The 17,644-nt window shown below is 72.2% G+C and carries 15 protein-coding genes; 14 read left to right on the plus strand and 1 reads right to left on the minus strand.

Annotated features, from left to right (window positions below; genetic code table 11):
* The first annotated feature begins 59 nt into the window (after window positions 1-59).
* The 13 genes from pyrR to ACFVSU_RS03005 all read left to right on the plus strand — a co-directional run bounded on the left by pyrR (window position 60) and on the right by ACFVSU_RS03005 (window position 15,707).
* The gene (gene pyrR / locus ACFVSU_RS02945) at window positions 60-590 is read left to right on the plus strand and encodes a bifunctional pyr operon transcriptional regulator/uracil phosphoribosyltransferase PyrR (protein WP_056367273.1); all 531 of its coding nucleotides are present in this window, start codon (window positions 60-62) and stop codon (window positions 588-590) included.
* Complete coding sequence (locus tag ACFVSU_RS02950; protein ID WP_387137776.1) at window positions 587-1,600, plus strand: aspartate carbamoyltransferase catalytic subunit; 1,014 nt, start codon at window positions 587-589, stop codon at window positions 1,598-1,600. The genes pyrR and ACFVSU_RS02950 overlap by 4 nt, the downstream gene beginning before the upstream one ends.
* On the plus strand, window positions 1,597-2,907 hold the full coding sequence (locus ACFVSU_RS02955) for a dihydroorotase (protein WP_387137779.1): 1,311 nt from the start codon (window positions 1,597-1,599) through the stop codon (window positions 2,905-2,907). Before ACFVSU_RS02950 ends, ACFVSU_RS02955 begins: the two co-directional genes overlap by 4 nt.
* Window positions 2,904-3,413: a hypothetical protein gene (locus ACFVSU_RS02960; protein WP_387137782.1), complete on the plus strand. Its 510-nt coding sequence runs from the start codon at window positions 2,904-2,906 to the stop codon at window positions 3,411-3,413. The genes ACFVSU_RS02955 and ACFVSU_RS02960 overlap by 4 nt, the downstream gene beginning before the upstream one ends.
* Complete coding sequence (carA, locus tag ACFVSU_RS02965; protein ID WP_387137784.1) at window positions 3,410-4,591, plus strand: glutamine-hydrolyzing carbamoyl-phosphate synthase small subunit; 1,182 nt, start codon at window positions 3,410-3,412, stop codon at window positions 4,589-4,591. Before ACFVSU_RS02960 ends, carA begins: the two co-directional genes overlap by 4 nt.
* Entirely contained in the window at window positions 4,591-7,875 is a 3,285-nt protein-coding gene (gene carB, locus ACFVSU_RS02970) for a carbamoyl-phosphate synthase large subunit (RefSeq protein ID WP_387137787.1), read from the plus strand. The genes carA and carB overlap by 1 nt, the downstream gene beginning before the upstream one ends.
* A complete protein-coding gene (gene pyrF, locus ACFVSU_RS02975) occupies window positions 7,872-8,705 on the plus strand; it encodes an orotidine-5'-phosphate decarboxylase (RefSeq protein ID WP_387137790.1) in 834 nt (277 codons plus the stop codon). The genes carB and pyrF overlap by 4 nt, the downstream gene beginning before the upstream one ends.
* Window position 8,706: 1 nt before the next feature.
* Window positions 8,707-9,705 (plus strand): guanylate kinase, encoded by a 999-nt coding sequence (gmk, locus tag ACFVSU_RS02980; RefSeq protein WP_387137793.1) that lies wholly within the window; start codon window positions 8,707-8,709, stop codon window positions 9,703-9,705.
* 91 nt (window positions 9,706-9,796) lie between these two features.
* Window positions 9,797-10,051 (plus strand): DNA-directed RNA polymerase subunit omega, encoded by a 255-nt coding sequence (gene rpoZ / locus ACFVSU_RS02985; protein ID WP_018170775.1) that lies wholly within the window; start codon window positions 9,797-9,799, stop codon window positions 10,049-10,051.
* Window positions 10,052-10,169: 118 nt separating this feature from the next.
* Window positions 10,170-11,363, plus strand: coding sequence for a methionine adenosyltransferase (gene metK / locus ACFVSU_RS02990; RefSeq protein ID WP_387137797.1), 1,194 nt, complete (start codon window positions 10,170-10,172; stop codon window positions 11,361-11,363).
* A 10-nt stretch (window positions 11,364-11,373) separates the two neighbouring features.
* The gene (locus ACFVSU_RS02995) at window positions 11,374-13,395 is read left to right on the plus strand and encodes a primosomal protein N' (RefSeq protein ID WP_387137800.1); all 2,022 of its coding nucleotides are present in this window, start codon (window positions 11,374-11,376) and stop codon (window positions 13,393-13,395) included.
* Between the two features lie 21 nt (window positions 13,396-13,416).
* A complete protein-coding gene (gene fmt, locus ACFVSU_RS03000) occupies window positions 13,417-14,340 on the plus strand; it encodes a methionyl-tRNA formyltransferase (protein ID WP_387137803.1) in 924 nt (307 codons plus the stop codon).
* Window positions 14,337-15,707: an RsmB/NOP family class I SAM-dependent RNA methyltransferase gene (locus ACFVSU_RS03005; RefSeq protein ID WP_387137806.1), complete on the plus strand. Its 1,371-nt coding sequence runs from the start codon at window positions 14,337-14,339 to the stop codon at window positions 15,705-15,707. The genes fmt and ACFVSU_RS03005 overlap by 4 nt, the downstream gene beginning before the upstream one ends.
* A 25-nt stretch (window positions 15,708-15,732) precedes the next feature.
* On the opposite strand, the gene glsA is transcribed toward ACFVSU_RS03005, so the two are convergent.
* On the minus strand, window positions 15,733-16,905 hold the full coding sequence (gene glsA, locus ACFVSU_RS03010) for a glutaminase A (protein WP_387137809.1): 1,173 nt from the start codon (window positions 16,903-16,905) through the stop codon (window positions 15,733-15,735).
* A 20-nt stretch (window positions 16,906-16,925) separates the two neighbouring features.
* Here glsA and rpe point away from each other — a divergent pair, with 20 nt between their 5' ends.
* Window positions 16,926-17,621: a ribulose-phosphate 3-epimerase gene (rpe, locus tag ACFVSU_RS03015; protein WP_387137812.1), complete on the plus strand. Its 696-nt coding sequence runs from the start codon at window positions 16,926-16,928 to the stop codon at window positions 17,619-17,621.
* Window positions 17,622-17,644: the final 23 nt, after the last annotated feature.

The following is a 17,644-nucleotide window of genomic DNA, read 5'->3' on the forward strand; positions in this document are numbered from 1 at the left end:
TGGACGACGATCACAGCAACCTTTAACACCGTCCCGTGAGGCGGAGAAGGGAGCGGCGGATGAGCACGCGCACCGTGCTGCACGAGGCCGACATCGCCCGGGCCCTGACTCGGATCTCCCATGAGATCCTCGAGTCCAACAAAGGCCCGGAGGGACTGGTCCTCCTCGGCATCCCCACTCGCGGCGTCACCCTCGCCCACCGCGTCGGCGCGCTCGTCGCCGAGTTCGGCGGCGCCCCCATCCCGGTCGGATCGCTCGACGTCACGATGTACCGCGACGACCTGCATCGCAATCCGACCCGCGCGCCGCAGCCGACGCAGATCCCTGCCGGCGGCATCGACGGCAAGGTCGTCGTGCTCGTGGACGACGTGCTCTTCTCGGGTCGCAGCATCCGTGCCGCCCTCGATGCCCTGCAGGACATCGGCCGCCCCGCCGCGGTCCGGTTGGCGACGCTGGTCGACCGCGGGCACCGCGAGCTGCCCATCCGACCCGACTTCGTCGGCAAGAACCTGCCCAGCTCGCGCGACGAGCGCGTGAACGTGCGCCTGGCGGAGACCGACGGCGTCGAGGAGGTGACGATCGAGTCATGAGGCACCTGCTCGACACCCAGACCCTCTCCCGCGAGGACGCGCTGCGCATCCTCGACGTCGCGGAGGACATGGCCGACACGCAGCAGCGCGAGGTCAAGAAGCTCCCGACGCTGCGCGGCAAGACTGTCGTCAACCTGTTCTTCGAGGACTCCACGCGCACGCGCATCTCGTTCGAGGCGGCCGCGAAGCGGCTGTCGGCCGACGTCATCAACTTCTCCGCGAAGGGCTCGAGCGTCTCGAAGGGCGAGTCCCTCCAGGACACCGCCCAGACGCTGCAGGCGATGGGCGCGGATGCCGTCGTCATCCGCCACGGCGCGTCCGGCGCGCCGCGCACCCTCGCCACCAGCGGCTGGATCAGCGCGGGCGTCGTCAACGCCGGCGACGGGACGCACGAGCACCCGACGCAGGCCCTGCTCGACGCGTTCACCATCCGCAAGCGCCGTTTCCGCGATGACAGCCGCGGGCGCGACCTCGCCGGGGTCAAGGTCACGATCGTCGGCGACGTGCTGCACTCGCGGGTCGCGCGCTCGAACGTGTGGCTGCTCAACACGCTCGGCGCGAGCGTCACCCTGGTGTCACCGCCCACGCTCGTGCCCCAGGACATGTCGCGCTGGCCGGTCGAGGTGCTCTACGACCTCGACGAGGCGATCGCCGCCGGCCCCGACGCGCTCATGATGCTGCGCATCCAGCTGGAGCGCATGAACGCGGCGTATTTCCCCACTGAACGGGAGTATTCACGCCGCTGGGGCCTCGACGCGCGCCGACTTCAGGAACTGGGAGCGGATAGCATTGTCATGCACCCCGGACCCATGAACCGGGGCCTGGAGATCTCCGCAGAAGCCGCTGACTCGCCGCGCTCGACCGTGCTCGAGCAGGTCGCCAACGGCGTCTCGGTGCGCATGGCCGCGCTCTACCTGCTGCTGGCGGGCGCGGAGCGCACCCCGGCCGAGACCACGTCCACGGCGGATGCCCCCGCCGTGGACGGCACAGAGAAGGAGAACACCCGATGAGCGAGACCCTTCTCTTCCGCGGAGCGCTGGTCGAAGGATCGACCGCCGCCGACGTCCTCGTCGAGGACGGCGTCATCGCCGCCATCGGCGGCGACATCAGCCGCGCCGGCGCGACCGAGATCGACGTCGACGGCCTGGTGCTGCTGCCGGGTCTGGTCGACCTCCACACGCACCTGCGCGAGCCCGGGTACGAGGCATCCGAGACGATCCTCACCGGCTCGCGCGCCGCCGCGGCCGGCGGGTACACCGCCGTGTTCGCGATGCCCAACACCTCGCCGGTGGCCGACACCGCGGGTGTCGTCGAGCAGGAGCTCGCCCTGGGCGAGGCCGCCGGATTCGTGACGGTGCAGCCGATCGGCGCGGTCACGGTGGGTCAGAAGGGCGAGCGGCTCGCCGAGCTCGGCGCCATGGCCGACTCGCGCGCGAGGGTCCGCGTCTTCAGCGATGACGGCTTCTGCGTCTGGGACCCGCTGATCATGCGGCGAGCGCTGGAGTACGTGAAGGCGTTCGACGGCGTCATCGCGCAGCACGCCCAGGACCCTCGCCTCACCGAGGGCGCTCAGATGAACGAGGGCGCCGTGTCGGCCGAGCTCGGCCTCGCGGGCTGGCCCGCGGTCGCGGAGGAGTCGATCATCGCGCGCGACGTGCTCCTGGCCGAGCACGTCGGCTCGCGCCTGCACGTGTGCCACCTCTCGACCGCCGGGTCGGTCGAGATCATCCGCTGGGCCAAGCGCCGCGGCGTGAATGTCACGGCAGAGGTCACCCCCCATCACCTGCTCCTCACCGACGAGCTGGTGCGCGACTACGACGCCCGCTTCAAGGTCAATCCGCCGCTGCGCCGTGAGGAGGACGTGCTCGCCGTGCGCGAGGGCCTCGCCGACGGCACGATCGACATCGTGGCGACCGACCACGCGCCGCACCCCGCCGAGGCCAAGGCGTGCGAGTGGCACGCGGCCGCGAACGGCATGGTCGGCCTCGAGAGCGCGCTGCGCGTCGTGCAGCAGTCGATGGTCGACACCGGCCTCATCACGTGGGGCGACGTCGCGCGTGTCATGTCGCGCGAGCCCGCCCGCATCGGCCGCCTCACCGGTCACGGCACTCCGCTCACCGAGGGGCAGCCGGCGTCGCTCGCCTTCTACGACCCGTCGCCGCGCCGCACCTTCACGACCGACGACCTGCGCGGCCGGAGCGTGAACTCGCCGTACATCGGCCGTGAGCTCCCGGGCGACGTCCGCTGGACCCTGCACCAGGGCACCGTCACGGTCGCCGACGGCGCTCTGCTCGACGCCCCGGGGGTGCGCGCATGACCCGTGAGGCCGCCCTCGGCGTCATGGTCGCGGTCACCATCGCGCTGCTGGGCGTGCTGGTGTGGGCGTGGTGGCGACGAACGCGGCGCGACGCCGCGCTGGTCGCGCCCGTCGGCGAGATCCCCGCGGGCGCCGCGACCCTCTCGGCGTTCCCGACGCTCTACGTCGCGACCACGCGTCACGGCGAGCCGCTCGAGCGCCTCGCCATCGGCGGCCTCGCCTTCCGCTCGCGCTCCGACGTGACGGTCACCGACGCCGGCGTCGCCCTCGATCTCACCGGCAAACCCCGCGTGTTCCTCGCGGCCGACCGCATCGAGGACGTCGCACAGGCGACGGTGGCGATCGACCGCGTGGTCGAGCCCGACGGCCTCGTGCGCCTCGCGTGGCGCCTCGACGACGGCACCGTCGTCGACTCCTATCTCCGACCTCAGGATGCCTCGGCCCGCGCCCTCGCGGACGCCGTGGCCGGCATCCTTCCCCCGACCCAGACGGGAACCGACGCATGACCTCCCTGTTCCAGACCGACCCGGCCGTCCTCGTGCTCGAGGACGGGACCCGCCACGTCGGACGCGCCTACGGCGCCCTCGGCACGACCATCGGCGAAGTGGTCTTCGCCACCGGCATGACCGGCTACCAGGAGACGCTGACCGATCCCTCGTACGCGGGCCAGATCGTGCTCCAGACCGCACCCCACATCGGCAACACCGGCATGAACGACGAAGACCCCGAGTCGCGCCGCATCTGGGTGTCGGGCTACATCGTCCGCGACCCCTCCCGCGTGGTGTCGAACTGGCGTGCCGACGAGTCGCTCGACGACGCGCTCGTGAACGACGGCGTGATCGGCATCAGCGGCATCGACACGCGCGCGATCACTCGTCACATCCGCTCGGCGGGCAGCATGCGCGGCGCGATCTTCTCCGGCGAGGCCGCGGCGATCGACCCGGACGAGCAGCTGCGCCTGGTGCGCGAGGCGCCCGAGATGGCCGGCCAGAACCTCTCGGCACAGGTCTCGGTGGCCGCCGCCGAGGTCACACCCGCGAAGGGCGAGCGCATCGGCAACCTCGCCGTGCTCGATCTGGGCGTCAAGCAGGCGACGGTCGACAACCTCGCCGCCCGCGGCTTCGAGGTGCACGTGCTCCCGCAGGACGTCACGATCGACGGCATCCGCGCGATCGACCCGGTCGCGGTGTTCTACTCGAACGGCCCCGGCGACCCGGCGGCATCGGGCGACCATGTCGACCTGCTGCGCGGCGTGCTCGACGACGGCCTGCCGTTCTTCGGCATCTGCTTCGGCAACCAGCTGCTCGGCCGCGCCCTCGGCCTCGGCACGTACAAGCTGCCGTTCGGCCACCGCGGCATCAACCAGCCGGTCCTCGACAAGGCCACCGGCCGCGTCGAGATCACCGCGCACAACCACGGCTTCGCCGTCGACGCACCCGTCGAGGGCTCGTTCGACAGCCCGAACGGCTACGGCAAGGTCGAGGTCAGCCACGTCGGCCTCAACGACCAGGTGGTCGAGGGCCTGCGGGCGCTCGACATCCCGGCCTTCTCGGTGCAGTACCACCCCGAGGCCGCCGCCGGACCCCACGACGCCAACTACCTGTTCGACCGCTTCCGCGACCTCGTCGTCGCCAACCTCGCCCTTCGACACGCTCAGGACCCGACTCAGGAGGCCGGCAAGTAATGCCCAAGCGCGACGACATCAACTCCGTCCTCGTCATCGGCTCCGGCCCGATCGTCATCGGCCAGGCGTGCGAGTTCGACTACTCCGGCACGCAGGCCTGCCGCGTGCTCCGTGACGAGGGCGTCCGCGTCATCCTCGTCAACTCCAACCCGGCGACGATCATGACCGACCCGGACTTCGCCGACGCGACCTACATCGAGCCGATCAACTGGCGCGTGATCGAGACGATCATCGCGAAGGAGAAGCCCGACGCGATCCTGCCGACGCTCGGCGGTCAGACGGCGCTCAACGCGGCGATCGACCTGCACAAGCACGGCATCCTCGAGAAGTATGACGTCGAGCTCATCGGTGCCGACTTCGAGGCGATCAACAAGGGCGAGGACCGCCAGATCTTCAAGCAGCTGGTGCTCGACGCCGGCGCCGACGTCGCCGACTCGGTGATCTGCCACACGATGGACGAGCTGCTGGCCGGCGCCGAGAAGCTCGGATACCCGCTCGTCGTGCGCCCGTCGTTCACCATGGGCGGCCTCGGCTCCGGCTTCGCGTACGACGAGGAGGACCTCCGCCGCATCGGCGGCGCGGGCCTGCACGACTCGCCGACGAACGAGGTGCTGCTCGAGGAGTCGATCCTCGGCTGGAAGGAGTACGAGCTCGAGCTCATGCGCGACACCGCCGACAACACGGTCGTCGTCTGCTCGATCGAGAACGTCGACCCCGTCGGCGTCCACACCGGCGACTCGATCACCGTCGCCCCCGCGCTCACGCTGACCGACCGCGAGTACCAGAAGCTCCGCGACATCGGCATCGACATCATCCGCGCGGTCGGCGTCGACACCGGCGGCTGCAACATCCAGTTCGCCGTGGACCCGAAGACCGGCCGCATCATCGTCATCGAGATGAACCCGCGCGTCTCGCGCTCGTCGGCCCTGGCGTCGAAGGCCACCGGCTTCCCGATCGCGAAGATCGCCGCGAAGCTCGCGATCGGCTACCGCCTCGACGAGATCCCGAACGACATCACCAAGGTGACGCCGGCGAGCTTCGAGCCCACGCTCGACTACATCGTCGTCAAGGTGCCGCGCTTCAACTTCGAGAAGTTCCCGGCCGCCGACACGACCCTCACCACCACCATGAAGTCGGTCGGCGAGGCGATGGCGATCGGCCGCAACTACGCGACCGCGCTGCAGAAGGCGCTGCGCTCCCTCGAGAAGCGCGGCTCGAGCTTCCATTGGGGCGACGAGCCCCGTTCGGTGGACGAGCTCCTCGAGATCGCGAAGACCCCCACCGATGGCCGCATCGTGGTGCTGCAGCAGGCGCTCCGCAAGGGCGCCACGGTGGAGCAGGCCTTCGAGGCCACCAAGATCGACCCGTGGTTCCTCGACCAGATCGTCCTCATCAACGAGGTCGCCGACTTCGTCGCGAAGGCGGGCGAGCTGGATGCCGCCACCCTCCGCATCGCGAAGGAGCACGGCTTCAGCGACGCCCAGGTCGCGCAGCTGCGCGGTGACAGCGAGACCCAGGTGCGCGGCATCCGTCACGGTCTCGGCATCCGTCCCGTCTACAAGACCGTCGACACGTGCGCAGGGGAGTTCCCGGCCCTGACGCCGTACCACTACTCGAGCTACGACTTCGAGACCGAGGTCACGCCGTCGGAGCGCACGAAGGTCGTCATCATCGGCTCGGGCCCGAACCGCATCGGCCAGGGCGTCGAGTTCGACTACTCGTGCGTGCACGCGTCGTTCGCCCTGTCGGACGCCGGCTACGAGACCGTCATGGTCAACTGCAATCCCGAGACGGTGTCGACCGACTACGACACCTCCGACCGCCTGTACTTCGAGCCGCTGACCCTCGAGGACGTCCTTGAGGTGCTGCACGCCGAAGCGCAGTCGGGGAAGATCCTCGGCGTCATCTGCCAGCTCGGCGGCCAGACGCCGCTCGGGCTCGCGAAGGGCATCGAGGAAGCCGGCTACACGATCCTCGGCACCAAGCCCGCCGCGATCGACCTGGCCGAGGAGCGCGAGCTCTTCTCGCGCCTGCTCGACGACGCCGGACTCGTCGCGCCGCGCAACGGCACCGCGATCGACGTCGAGGGCGCCGTCGTGGTCGCCGAGGAGATCGGGTACCCGGTCCTGGTGCGCCCGAGCTTCGTGCTCGGCGGCCGCGGCATGGAGATCGTCTACTCGACCGAGGCGCTGCGCGACTACTTCGTGCGCGTCGCCGGCGAGGCGATCATCGGCCCCGGCCTGCCGCTGCTCGTGGACCGCTTCCTCGACGACGCGATCGAGCTCGACGTCGATGCGCTGTACGACGGCGACGAGCTCTACATCGGCGGCGTCATGGAGCACCTCGAGGAGGCCGGCATCCACTCCGGCGACTCGTCGTGCACGCTGCCGCCGGTGAGCCTCGGCCGCACCGACATCGACCGCGTCCGCGAGGCGACGCGCGCCATCGCCGAGGGCGTGGGCGTGCGAGGGCTCCTGAACGTGCAATTCGCGATCTCGGCCGGCGTGCTCTACGTGATCGAGGCCAACCCCCGCGCGAGCCGCACGGTGCCGTTCGTCTCGAAGGCCCTCGGCATCCCGCTCGCGAAGGCGGCGTCGCGCATCATGGCCGGTGCCACCATCGCTGAGCTGAAGGCGGAGGGGCTGCTGCCCGAGCAGGACGGCTCGCGCGTGCCGCTGGACGCTCCCGTCGCGGTCAAGGAGGCCGTGCTGCCCTTCAAGCGGTTCCGCACGCGCGACGGCCAGACCGTCGACTCGGTGCTCGGCCCCGAGATGCGCTCGACAGGCGAGGTCATGGGCATCGACCGCGACTTCCCGACCGCGTTCGCGAAGTCGCAGGAGGCCGCGTACGGCGGCATGCCGCAGTCGGGCACCGTGTTCATCTCGGTCGCAGACGCCGACAAGCGCGCCGTCATCCTGCCGGCGCACCGCCTGCAGGAGCTCGGCTTCGATCTCGTCGCGACCGAGGGCACGGCCGAGATCCTCTCGCGCAACGGCATCGACGTGCGCGTGGTGGGCAAGTACTCCGAGACGCAGGACTCGGGCGAGACCAACATCGTCGACCTGATCAACGCGGGCGAGATCGACATCGTCGTGAACACCCCGTCCGGCGGCGCGACTCGCGCCGACGGCTACGAGATCCGCGCGGCCGCCGTCGCGGGCGACAAGGCGCTGTTCACCACGATGGCCGTGCTCGGCGCCGCCGTCAGCGCCCTGCCGGTGCTGCGCGAAGGTTTCAAGGTCAAGAGCCTGCAGGAGTACGCGGCGGATCGGGCGGGCGCATGACCTCATTCGGCGAGCGCATCCGCGCGGGGATGGCGACGCACGGCCAGCTGTGCGTCGGCATCGATCCGCATGCCCACCTCCTTGCGGAGTGGGGATTGGATGCCTCCGCCGCAGGTGTGCGCGAGTTCGGCCTGCGCGTGGTCGAGGCCGCTGCGGGCCGGGTCGCCGTCGTCAAGCCGCAGGTCTCGTTCTTCGAGGTGCACGGCTCGGCGGGCTTCGCCGCCCTGGAGGACGTGCTCGCGGCGGCGCGTGGCGCCGGACTCCTCGTGATCGCGGACGCCAAGCGCGGCGACATCGGCACCACGATGGACGCGTACGCGCAGGCCTGGCTCACGCCCGGCTCGCCGCTCGAGGCCGACGCGCTCACCGTGAGCCCGTACCTCGGCGTGGGCGCACTGGACGGAACGTTCGACCTCGCCCTGCGCCACGGCAAGGGCGTGTTCGTCCTCGCCGCGACGAGCAACCCCGAGGCGCTCGGCCTGCAGCGCGCACGCCACGCGGACGGCGACACCGTCTCGGCGGGGATCGTCCGCGAGGTCTCCGCGCGCAACGCCCGCACCACGCCCGACGGCGAGTGGGGGAGCCTCGGATTCGTCATCGGCGGCACCGTGGACTGGACGGATGCCGGACTCCGGACTTTCACGCCGGTGGCGCCGATCCTGGGCCCGGGCTTCGGTCACCAGGGCGCGGAACCGCGTCATCTCGGTGAGCGCTTCGGCGTCCTGCAGGAAGCGGTGGTAGCGTCTGAGAGCCGCAGCATCCTGGCTGCCGGACCCGACCGGCTCGCCGCGCGCATATCCGAGCGCGCCCTTCTCTACCGTGGTGATTGAAATGTCCGATTCGCGCACCCTACCCACTGGGGCTACGCCCCAGACCCCCGGCGCGCAAGCGCGACCCGATCAGGAAACCCCTGATGAGGCCCCGCCCCACGTCCCCGGCGCACAGGGGAGGCCCCCCGAGGTCGACCGCGTCGCCGCCTCGCGCCGCGCCGTCGCCGCCCGCCGCGAACGCGCCGCCCTCAAGAAGGACGTCGCGATGCGCGTGATCACGCCGCAGGAGCTCCTGCGGCGTGCTCTCGCCGAGCCGACGTCACCCGCGGGCGCGATGCGCGTGCCCGAGTTCCTGACCGCGATCCCGGCGATCGGCGAGGGCAAGCGGGACCGCATCCTGCAGGACCTCGAGATCTCGCCGGTCAAGCGTCTGGGCGGCCTCGGCTCGCGCCAGCGCGCGGACCTGCGCCAGTTCCTCGACAGCCGGTGGCCCGAGTCCGAGCCCCGTGCCGGCCGCAGCCGCCTGGTCGTCCTGGCCGGACCGACCGCGGTGGGCAAGGGCACCGTGGCCGCCCACATCAAGGACCACCACCCCGAGATCCTCCTGTCGGTGTCAGCGACGACGCGAGCGCCGCGCCCGGGCGAGGTCGACGGCGAGCACTACTTCTTCGTCGACGACGCCGAGTTCGACCGCATGGTCGCCGACGGCGAGCTGCTCGAGCACGCGACCGTGCACAACGCGTACCGTTACGGCACGCCGCGCGGTCCCATCGAGAAGGCCCTCGCCGAGGGACGCACCGTGCTCCTCGAGATCGACCTGCAGGGCGCACGTCAGGTGCGCGAGGCCGATCCGTCGGCCACGCTGGTGTTCCTGCTGCCGCCGAGCTGGGACGAGCTCGTGCAGCGCCTCGTCGGTCGCGGCACCGAGGATGCCGCGGAACGTGCCCGGCGCCTGCGCACCGCGAAGACCGAACTGGCCTCGCAGGGCGAGTTCGACTACCGCGTCGTGAACGACGACGTCGCCCACGCGGCCGACGAGGTTGCCCGCCTCGCGCGCTGAGCGCATCCCGTCACGTAGAATGGTGGGATGCCTCGGCACCCCGAGGCTCCGCAGACTCCCATTCCTTTCATCCGATCCAGGAGGTTTCGCCATGGCCGGAACGAACCAGGGCATCATCGAGCCCCCCATCGACAGCCTGCTCGAGAAGGTCGACTCGAAGTACCAGCTCGTGATCTTCGCGTCTAAGCGCGCGCGCCAGATCAACGACTACTACTCCGACCTCCACGAGGGCAACCTGTTCGACAACGTGGGCCCGCTCGTCGACTCGACCGTCGAGGACAAGCCGCTCACCATCGCGATGCACGAGATCCACGAGGACAAGCTGCGCCTGCGCCGCGCGGAGTAATCCGTCACATCCTCGATGCCCCCGACGACGGCCCTGTCCGTCGTCGGGGGCATACTGGTGTCCGCCCCCTCGGCGCCCGGATGCCACGACGACCGGAGCCACGACAACTGGAGTACCGATGACCGACCTGCGTCTGTTCACGTCCGAATCCGTCACCGAGGGCCACCCCGACAAGATCTGCGACCAGATCTCGGACTCGATCCTCGACGCGATCCTGGACGCCGACCCGAACGGGCGCGTCGCCGTCGAGACGCTCGTCACCACCGGCCTCGTCCACGTCGCCGGTGAGGTGTCGACCTCCGCGTACGTCGAGATCCCGGCCATCGTGCGCGGCGTCGTCAACCGCATCGGCTACACCTCGAGCGACACCGGCTTCGACGGCGACTCGTGCGGCGTGAGCGTGTCGATCGGGGCCCAGTCCTCCGATATCGCCGCCGGCGTCGACAAGGCGTTCGAGCGCCGCGAGGACGGCTCGGAGGACCCGCACGACCTGCAGGGTGCAGGCGACCAGGGGATCATGTTCGGCTACGCGACGACCGAGACGCCGCAGCTCATGCCGATGGCCGCATGGACGGCGCACCGCATGGCCGAGCGCCTCGCCGAGGTGCGCCGGTCGGGCGAGCTGCCGTTCCTGCGCCCCGACGGCAAGACGCAGGTCACGCTCGGCTACGACGGCCACACGCCGAAGACGGTCGAGTCTGTCGTGCTGTCGACGCAGCACCACCCCGACATCTCGCAGAAGGCGCTGCGCGCCGCCGTCCGCGCCGAGGTCATCGACCCGGTGCTGGAGGCGACCGGGCTCGAGCTGCCCGACGTGAACTACTACATCAACCCGGCGGGGCCGTTCGTCATCGGCGGCCCCAAGGGCGACGCCGGCCTCACCGGCCGCAAGATCATCATCGACACGTACGGCGGGGCGTCCCGCCACGGTGGCGGCGCGTTCAGCGGCAAGGACCCGTCGAAGGTCGACCGCTCCGCCGCGTACGCGATGCGCTGGGTCGCGAAGAACGCCGTCGCCGCCGGACTCGCGGACCGCCTCGAGGTGCAGGTCGCGTACGCCATCGGCAAGGCAAAGCCCGTCGGGCTCTACGTCGAGACGTTCGGCACCGGCCACGTGGCCGACGACGTCATCACGAACGCCATCCTCGAGGTCTTCGACCTGCGCCCCAAGGCGATCATCGACCAGCTCGACCTGCTGCGGCCGATCTACGCCCAGACCGCGGCGTACGGCCACTTCGGCCGAGAGCTGCCCGACTTCACGTGGGAGCGCACCGACCGCGCGGACGCGCTGCGCGCCGCAGCCGGGCTCTGACGCCGGCCGCGTGACCGCGGTGCACGACGACGAGCCGGGCGCCGGCGATCGGCCGCGGCGCCCGCGGCGCGTCGCGCGCGTGCTGATCGACTCGCCGCTGCCGCAGCTCGACCGCCTCTTCGACTACGAGATCCCCGACGAGCTCGTCGCCGACGCCGTGCCCGGCGTCCGCGTCCGTGTGCCCCTGCGCAGCGCCGGGCGTGTGGTCGACGCGCTCCTCGTCGAGGTGGGGGAGCCGGATGCCTCGGACCGCCCGCTCTCGCAGCTCGAGGCCGTCGTATCGCCGGTGCCGGTGCTGACGCCGGGACTCTACGCGCTCGCCCGGCGTGCCGCCGACCGGGCGGCGGGGTCGGCGGGCGACATCCTCCGCCTCGCGATCCCCAAGCGCATGGTGCGCGCCGAGAAGGCGTGGCTCGCCGCCGACCCGCCGCCGCGCCCGGCGATCGACGCCGCGGATCTCGCATGGGCCGATGGGGTCCTCGACGTGTACCCGGGACTCGCCCAGGCGCTGGACGACGGCGAGCGCCTCGCAGTGGATGCCCCACCGGTGCCGTCGGCCCTCGACGACGGCACCGTCGTCGGCTCGTGGGCGATCCTCCTCGCCGCGGCGGCGACGCACACCCTCGCCTCCGGGCGCAGCGCCGTGATCGCCGTGCCGGACCACCGTGACCGCGCGCAGCTCGAAGCGGCGCTGGCTGCCCGCATCCCCGCCGACGCCCTGGTCCGCGACGATGCGAAGCAGAGCGGCCCCGCGCGGTACGCCGCGTTCCTGCGCACCCTCGCGGACGCGCCGTGCGTCGTGATCGGCAACCGCTCCACCGTGTACGCACCGGTGTCCGAGCTCGGGCTGGTGGCGCTCTGGGACGACGGGGACCCCTTGCTGGGGGAGCCGCTGAGCCCCGGGGTCCACGCCCGCGACGCGGCGCTGCTGCGTCAGGAACTGCACGGCGGGGCGCTCGTCTTCGCCGGGCACACCCGCACCACCGACGTGGAGCGCCTGGTCGCCGTGGGATGGGTGCGCGACCTCCCTGCGGCGCGGCGCATGACCCCTCGCGTCGTGCTGAGCGCGAACCGCGAGGGCGAGTCCCGCGCGGCACGCGTGCCGTCATCGGCGTTCGCCGCCGCCCGCGAGGCGCTCACCGAGGGCCCCGTGCTCGTCCAGGTGGCGCGTCCCGGCTACGCGCCCGTCCTCGTGTGCGCGAAATGCCGCCATCCCGCGCGCTGCGCGCACTGCGGCGGGCCGCTCCACGCCGCGCGGCAGGGCGCCGTCCCGACGTGCACGTGGTGCGGACGCGCCGCCCACGCGTGGGCCTGCCCCGAGTGCCGGTCGACCCTGCTGCGCATGGCCTCGTCCGGCAGCGAGCGCACCGCCGACGAGCTCGGTCGCGCATTCCCGGGCACGCGCGTGATCGTCGCAGACGGCGACCACCCCGTGGCCGAGGTCGACGCGCGTCCGGCCCTCGTGGTCGCGACCCGCGGCGCCGAGCCGCTCGCCGCCGGTGGGTATCGTGCCGTGATCCTGCTCGACGGGGACCGGATGCTGATGGCCGACGACCTGCGGATCGGCGAGTCGTGTCTGCGGTGGTGGTCGAATGCGGCGGCCCTGGCCGCCGCAGGTGCCCCGGTTCATCTCGTCGGCGTGGGCGGCGAGGTCGCTCGTGCACTCGCGACGTGGACGCAGGCGGCGTACGCCCGCTCCGAGCTCGCCGACCGCGCCCCGCTGCGCATGCCCCCGACCGTCCGGGTGGCCTCCGTGGACGGCCCGCGTCGCGCGGTGGACACCGCCGTCGCGGCGCTGCGCGCCGCCGTCCCCGAACTCGACGCAGAGGCCGTCCTCGGTCCGATCGCGCACGAGGAGTCGGTCCGCGCCCTGGTGCGGTTCGACTACGGCCTCGGCACCCGCGTGACCGAGAGCCTGCGGGCGTCCGTGGTGAGCCACGCGATGAAGGGGCGCCGCCCCGCGAAGGGTCGCACGCCCGGGGCCGCCCATACACTGAAGGTTCGGGTCGACGTACCCGATCTCGATCTCTGACCCTCGACTTCCAGGAACGTCATGCGTCTCGTCTTCGCCGGCACACCGGCGCCGGCTGTGCCGGCGCTGCGCCGGCTCGCGGCCTCCGCTCACGACATCGCCGCGGTCATCACCCGCCAGGACGCCCCGCTCGGGCGCAAGCGGGTGCTGACACCGTCACCCGTCGCCACGGCCGCCGAGGAGCTCGGGCTGCCCGTCATCCGGGCCGACCGGCTCGATGCGGCCGTCACGGCCGAGATCGCTGCGCTCGAACCCGACCTCGGCGTCATCGTGGCCTACGGCGGGCTCGTGCGCGAGCCGCTGCTGTCGGCCCCGGCGCACGGCTGGATCAATCTGCATTTCTCGCTGCTGCCGCGCTGGCGCGGCGCCGCACCCGTGCAGCACGCGCTCATCGCCGGTGACGCACGCACGGGGGCCAGCGTGTTCCAGCTGGTGCCCGAGCTCGACGCCGGAGACGTCTTCGGTGAGCTCGCGCTCGACGTCCCGTCGAACGCGACGGCCGGCGACCTCCTCGCCTCGCTGGCCGACGACGGTGCCGGGCTGCTCTCGGACGTGGTCGACGACATCGCCGCCGGCGCCGCGGTCGCGCGCCCGCAGGAGGGCGACACCACGTACGCGTCGAAGCTCGGCGACGACGACGGCCGCATCCGCTGGGACGAGCCCGCGAGCGCCGTGCTCGGCCGCATCCGCGGGGTGACGCCCGAGCCCGGTGCGCACACCACGATCGACGGCGCCCGGTTCAAGGTGCTCGCGGTCGGGCCGGCTCCCGACGATGCTCCTGCTCTCGCACCGGGCGCGCTCGCCCTGCACGGCAAGCAGGTGATCGCCGGGACCGCATCCGCACCGATCGCGCTCGAGACGGTGCAACCCGCCGGCAAGGGCGCGATGCGCGCCGCCGACTGGTGGCGAGGGCTGCGCGACGCGACCCCGGTGGCGGGATCGTGAGCCGGACCGTCGCGGCGCGCCGCGTCGCCTACGAGACGCTGCGCGCCGTCCACGAATCGGACGCGTACGCCAACCTCCTCCTGCCGACGGCGATCTCGCGCGCCGGCCTCTCGACGGCCGACGCCGCGCTGGCGACCGAGCTGACCTACGGCACGCTCCGGCGACAGGGCACCTACGACGCGGTGATCGCGATCGCCGCCGATCGCCCCGTCGCCGACATCGATCCCGCCGTGCTCGACGCGCTGCGTCTCGGCGTGCATCAGCTCCTGTCGACGCGGGTCGCCTCCCACGCCGCGGTGAACGAGTCCGTGGAGCTCGCCCGGGGTGCGGGCGGCCGCGGTGCGGCCGGGTTCGCGAACGCCGTGCTGCGCCGGGTCTCACGCGACACTCCGGGCGACTGGATGACCCACATCGCCGCGAGCGCGCGGTCCGACGACGAGCAGCTCGGCCTCCTGTTCTCGCACCCGGTATGGGTCGTGCGCGCCTTCCGGCGCGCCCTGGCCGCGGAGGGCCGCGCCGAAGAGCTCGAGGCGCTCCTCACCGCCGACAACGCGTCGCCGCGCGTCACCATGGCGGCGCTTCCCGACCTCGCGGGTGTTCCCGATGACGCGCGCCGGACGCCGTTCTCGCCGATCGGCTTCCGCCTCGGCGGCGGCGACCCCGACTCGCTCGTGCGCACCTCGCGCGGCCGCATCCGCGTGCAGGACGAGGGCTCGCAGCTCGCCGCGCTGGCGCTGGCGCGCGCCCTGCCCATCACGGAGGGGGAGCGCTGGCTCGACCTGTGCGCGGGGCCCGGCGGCAAGACCGCCGTCCTCGCCGCCGAGGCCCGCGTCGGCGGCGCCACACTCGAGGCGAACGAGATCTCGCCGGCCCGCGCCGGGCTCGTCCGGCAGGCGCTGGCGGGGGTCCCGGTCGAGGTGCCCGTGTCGGAGGAGGACGGCCGCACCCGCGCGGAGGAAGCGCCCGACACCTACGACCGCATCCTGGTCGACGCGCCGTGCACCGGGCTGGGCGCGCTGCGCCGGCGTCCCGAGGCGCGCTGGCGCAAGGCGCCCAGCGACGTCCCCGCGCTCACCGAGCTGCAGCGGGAGCTGCTCAGCGCCGCGGTCGGTGCGCTCAAGCCCGGCGGCGTCGTCGCCTACGTGACCTGCTCGCCGCACCTCGCCGAGACGTCGGGCGTCGTCGCCGACATCCGCCGGGAGTGGGGCGCGGCGCTCGAGGAGATCTCCGCCCGCGAAGTGATCACGTCACTGTCCGATGCCGACCCCGGCCTGCCGCCCCAGGCCGACGGCAGCGGGCGCGCACAGCTGTGGCCGCACCGTCACAACACCGACGCGATGTCGATCTCGCTGCTGCGGCGGGTCTGAGCCGCGGCATCCACTCGCCGCCCAGTCACTCCCGCAGCTGGATGCCGTGGGGCATCTGCTCGAACTCGACCCGCAGCGCGACCAGCGCGGCGCCGTGGGCACGGGCGAGATCGCGCGCGTCGACTATCACCTCGGCGCCCTCGGGGAGCGCTTCGGCGATCTCGCGGAGCACTGCGACGACCCGCTCGGTGCCGGCGAGTCCGAGCTCGCCCGCAAGCCTCAGCACGCGTCCCTGGTCGGTGTCCTCGACCGTGAACGCGGGCACGGCGACGCTCTCGTGCGACTCGAGCAGGTGCATGCCGAACTGCTCGCCGAGCGTCTCGAGGAGGGCGATGGCGCGCACCGAGTTGCCGTGCTCGTCCAGCCGAGGGCTGAACGCCGCCACGCCGAACTGCGACGGGGCGACGGCGAGCAGGCCGCCGCTGACACCGCTCTTCGCCGGCAGGCCGACGCGCAGCAGCCACTCGCCGGAGTAGTCGTACATGCCGCAGCTCGCCATGATCGACAGCACGTCGCGGGCCACTGCCTCCGAGACGACCCGCTCGCCGGTGACGGGGTTGAGGCCGCCGAACGCGAGGGTCGCGGACATCACCGCGAGGTCGCGCACCGTCACGAGCAGCGAGCACTGCCGGAAGTAGGTCTCGACGGCGACCTCGACCGAGCCCTCGATGATCCCGTGCGAGCGCAGCAGGTGGGCCAGCGCCCGGTTGCGGTCGCCGGTGGCGGACTCCGACGCGTAGACCTGCTCGTCGACCCACAGCGAGCGCCCCGCGAAGGCGGAGAGTCCCTCGACGATGCGGGTCATGCGGTCGTCGACGCCGTCGCCGGGGATGAGGGCGGAGGTCGCGATCGCCCCGGCGTTGACCATGGGATTCGCGGGCCGCCCGGTGCCGGGCTCGAGGCTGATCGCGTTGAACGGCTCGCCGCTCGGCTCGACGCCGACCTTGCGCAGCACGGCGTCGCGGCCGCGGTCGGCGAGGGCGAGCGCGAGCACGAACGGCTTCGAGATCGACTGGATGGTGAACTCGTGCGTGACGTCGCCGACGGCGCGCACCCGGCCGCGCGGACCGACGACCGCGAGCGCGAGCCGGTCGGGATCGGCGGCGGCGAGCTCGGGGATGTACCCCGCCGGGGCGCCGCGGTCATGCGGTCGGATGTCTTCGAGGACGTCGTGCAGCAGCGCCGTGATCGGATCCACGGCTCGACCATAATGGACGCGTGCCACCGATCGACGACACCGCCCGCCAGTCCGGCATCCGCATCAATCCCAGCATCCTCGCCGCCGACTTCGTGAACATGCAGGCCGAGCTCGCGCGCATCGCGACCGCGGACTTCGTCCACGTCGACGTCATGGACAACCACTTCGTGCCCAACCTGACGTTCGGCCCGCAGATGGTCGAGCGCATCCAGGCGACGAGCCCCGTGCCCCTCGACGTGCACCTCATGATCTCCGACCCCGACCGCTGGGCACCCGGGTACGCCGAGCTCGGTGCGGCATCCGTCACATTCCACCTCGAGGCGGCGACCGAGCCGGTCGCGCTCGCCCGGCGGCTGCGCGACATCGGCGCACGCGCCGGGGTCGCGGTCAAGCCCGCCACCCCTGTGGAGGGACTGTGCGACCTCCTCGACGACTTCGACCAGATCCTCGTGATGACGGTCGAGCCGGGCTTCGGCGGCCAGTCGTTCATGCCCGAGACCATGCCCAAGCTGCGCCGCCTGGCCGATGAGGCCCGCCGGCGCGGGTCGTCGGTGTGGCTCCAGGTCGACGGCGGCATCGGCGAGTCGACGATCGCGCAGGCCGCCGAGGCAGGCGCCGACACGTTCGTCGCGGGCTCCGCCGTGTTCGGCGCGAGCGACCCGTCGAACGCCATCGCGGGCCTTCGCGCGTCCGCCGCCGAGCACCACATCCACTGAGCGTCGTGTCACGCGGCGCCGAG

The organism is Microbacterium sp. NPDC058062, assembly GCF_042885375.1.
GTDB classification, from domain to species: Bacteria; Actinomycetota; Actinomycetes; order Actinomycetales; family Microbacteriaceae; genus Microbacterium; species Microbacterium trichothecenolyticum_C.

Bases quoted from the DNA above. Each gene is read 5' to 3' on its own strand.
- gmk (WP_387137793.1), top strand. From the start codon at position 8,707: ATGTCCGATTCGCGCACCCTACCCACTGGGGCTACGCCCCAGACCCCC.
- carA (WP_387137784.1), top strand. From the start codon at position 3,410: ATGACCTCCCTGTTCCAGACCGACCCGGCCGTCCTCGTGCTCGAGGAC.
- ACFVSU_RS02950 (WP_387137776.1), top strand. From the start codon at position 587: ATGAGGCACCTGCTCGACACCCAGACCCTCTCCCGCGAGGACGCGCTG.
- ACFVSU_RS02960 (WP_387137782.1), top strand. From the start codon at position 2,904: ATGACCCGTGAGGCCGCCCTCGGCGTCATGGTCGCGGTCACCATCGCG.
- pyrR (WP_056367273.1), top strand. From the start codon at position 60: ATGAGCACGCGCACCGTGCTGCACGAGGCCGACATCGCCCGGGCCCTG.
- carB (WP_387137787.1), top strand. From the start codon at position 4,591: ATGCCCAAGCGCGACGACATCAACTCCGTCCTCGTCATCGGCTCCGGC.
- metK (WP_387137797.1), top strand. From the start codon at position 10,170: ATGACCGACCTGCGTCTGTTCACGTCCGAATCCGTCACCGAGGGCCAC.
- pyrF (WP_387137790.1), top strand. From the start codon at position 7,872: ATGACCTCATTCGGCGAGCGCATCCGCGCGGGGATGGCGACGCACGGC.
- fmt (WP_387137803.1), top strand. From the start codon at position 13,417: ATGCGTCTCGTCTTCGCCGGCACACCGGCGCCGGCTGTGCCGGCGCTG.
- ACFVSU_RS02955 (WP_387137779.1), top strand. From the start codon at position 1,597: ATGAGCGAGACCCTTCTCTTCCGCGGAGCGCTGGTCGAAGGATCGACC.
- rpoZ (WP_018170775.1), top strand. From the start codon at position 9,797: ATGGCCGGAACGAACCAGGGCATCATCGAGCCCCCCATCGACAGCCTG.